The following is a 2,085-nucleotide window of genomic DNA, read 5'->3' as shown; positions in this document are numbered from 1 at the left end:
ATGAGGTACATCCTAAAAGCTGAAAGCGATGATAGGAGAGGGGCAAGGAGAAAACTATATTGCATAATAGCCGGAAGTGCTGTAATAGTGCAAAAACTTGGCAAGAAAAAGTTTAAAACCAGAGGCAACATCGTTTGAAGTACTCGATTGTGTTCAAAAAAAAATGCCCCTCGTGCGGTCAAGCAATGTGGAATGAATACAATAATCCTCGACATATAAGAACGTTTTATGGGGTAGTAGAACTACAGCTAAAAATTCGTCGATGTCAAAATAAGTCATCTCTGCGGTACAAAAAAGCATATCGACCAGAGCAAGAAGGGTCACTCGCTTTACCACAGAACGAATTTGGTTTAGATGTGATTGCTTATGTAGGAGCATTACGCTACCAGGAACATAGAAGTGTTCCTCAAATACACACTCACCTTGAATTAAAGAGTATATGTATAAGTCAATGAACCTGACTTTTCCCGTTAAGTCTCAAAAAGCTTGCTGGTAAAGGATTTAGGAGACAGCACAGTATATACAGTAAAGTAATAAAAATCTGGTGTTATGTTAAAGGTGACGAGCAATGCTGGACTGGTGGGAGAAAAATTTTGCAACTTGTGAGTTGGGCGATCGCCGATTGAATGAGCGTGCAATGTCAATTGGCTATGCTTTAAGTCAAGGATTTGGCAAAGCACTGTCAGAAATCTTCAGTGGAGCAACCGTACTCAAGAGGGCTTATGAGTTTTTGCTAACCCAAAAGTAGAATTTTCAAAACTAATAGAGCCGCACTGTCAAATGACGGCGGAAACTGTTGCAGAATATGATGTAGTGTTGTGTGTTGGAGACACTACTTTTCTTGATTATGGCAGTATTACGGTGAAAAAAGAAGGTTACGGCCCGATTGGTAAGGGAGGTAACGGTTTAATATTACACAGTGCTTTAGCTATAGAACCGGAAAAAGGTCAGTCCCTTAGTCTGCTATGGCAAAAACTTTGGAACCGAGAGCCAAAACAGAAGCTACCAAAAGATGAAACTCCGACACAGAAGAAACAACGGCAAGCAGCAGCCCGTAAAGAAGCTAGAAAACGCCCCTTTGAGCAAAAAGAATCTTACAGATGGGTAGAAGCACTTACCACTGTAGAAAACGAAGTTAGCAAGTCCACGCGCGTGATTCATGTCTTTGATAGAGAAGGTGATATCACAGAAGTTTTTGATAAAGTTCGTCAACTTCAGCACACGGGAGTTTTGGTGCGTGCGGCTCACAACCGTAGTTTAGATCAAAATAGTGAACGTCTGTGGTCAAAGCTGGAAGCTCAATCTATCGGTTTTGAACAGGAAATCAAACTCCCAGATACGAGCAAGCGTTCTGCTCGCAAAGCAAAGCTGGCTGTAAGATCTTGTCCCATTAATCTCCGTACTCCCTACCGTTTTGACAATCGCGATCCTCTACTCGTGTATGCTATTTATGCCACAGAAGTTGATTGTCCAGAAGGTGAAACCCCTGTAGAATGGATGTTGCTAACCACAGAAGTTGTCGCAGATATCCAGATGGCTTCTACGATTTTAAATTGGTATTCTTACCGTTGGCGAGTGGAAGAGTATCATAAAATTTTCAAGTCAGGGTGTCAGTTAGAAAGATATAGACTTGCTGCTGATGGGATGAAAACCTTAATTGGAATCTTTACGTGTGATTGCTGTTGAGCTTTTGCAGTTGACTTATCTACACCGTACCCAGCCAAATGCCGACGCAATTGTTATCCTCAATCCCCTTCAGCTTCGCATTTTGAAAGCTAAATCATCTAAACTACCCAAGATATTAACAGTTAGTTGGGCTGTGGAAGCGATCGCTCGTTTAGGAGGTTACTTAGAACATCGACATAAAACTCCTATTGGTATCCAGGTACTGTGGCGGGGCTGGTTAAAATTGCATGACCTCTGTGAGGGTTGGCAGCTTGCTAGAGAGACTTAACGGGAAAAGTCAGGTCAATGAACGGTTACGCACTTAATTGACAGATATGACGAGTTACTTTCTTTATGGCTAAAAGATCATAAAAGGTTAAAAGCAATAGTGGCTAATCAAGGACGGGTGATATTAGCGAT

At 41.7% G+C, this 2,085-nt stretch carries 2 protein-coding genes and 1 pseudogene; all 3 read left to right on the top strand.

Annotation, left to right across the window (positions count from 1 at the left end; translation table 11 throughout):
• Positions 1-185: 185 nt before the first annotated feature.
• The 3 genes and pseudogenes from GNF10_RS36555 to GNF10_RS36545 all read left to right on the top strand — a co-directional run bounded on the left by GNF10_RS36555 (position 186) and on the right by GNF10_RS36545 (position 1,954).
• Positions 186-455, top strand: coding sequence for a hypothetical protein (locus GNF10_RS36555; protein ID WP_179076914.1), 270 nt, complete (start codon positions 186-188; stop codon positions 453-455).
• A 113-nt stretch (positions 456-568) separates the two neighbouring features.
• Entirely contained in the window at positions 569-748 is a 180-nt protein-coding gene (locus GNF10_RS36550; protein WP_179076913.1) for a transposase DNA-binding-containing protein, read from the top strand.
• A gap of 32 nt (positions 749-780) precedes the next feature.
• Positions 781-1,954 (top strand): annotated as a pseudogene (locus GNF10_RS36545) (IS4 family transposase).
• The last annotated feature ends 131 nt before the right edge of the window (positions 1,955-2,085 follow it).

It is taken from the genome of Nostoc sp. UCD121 (assembly GCF_014222285.1).
Taxonomy (GTDB): Bacteria; Cyanobacteriota; Cyanobacteriia; order Cyanobacteriales; family Nostocaceae; genus Nostoc.
This window is presented reverse-complemented; position numbering and strand designations above follow the sequence as displayed.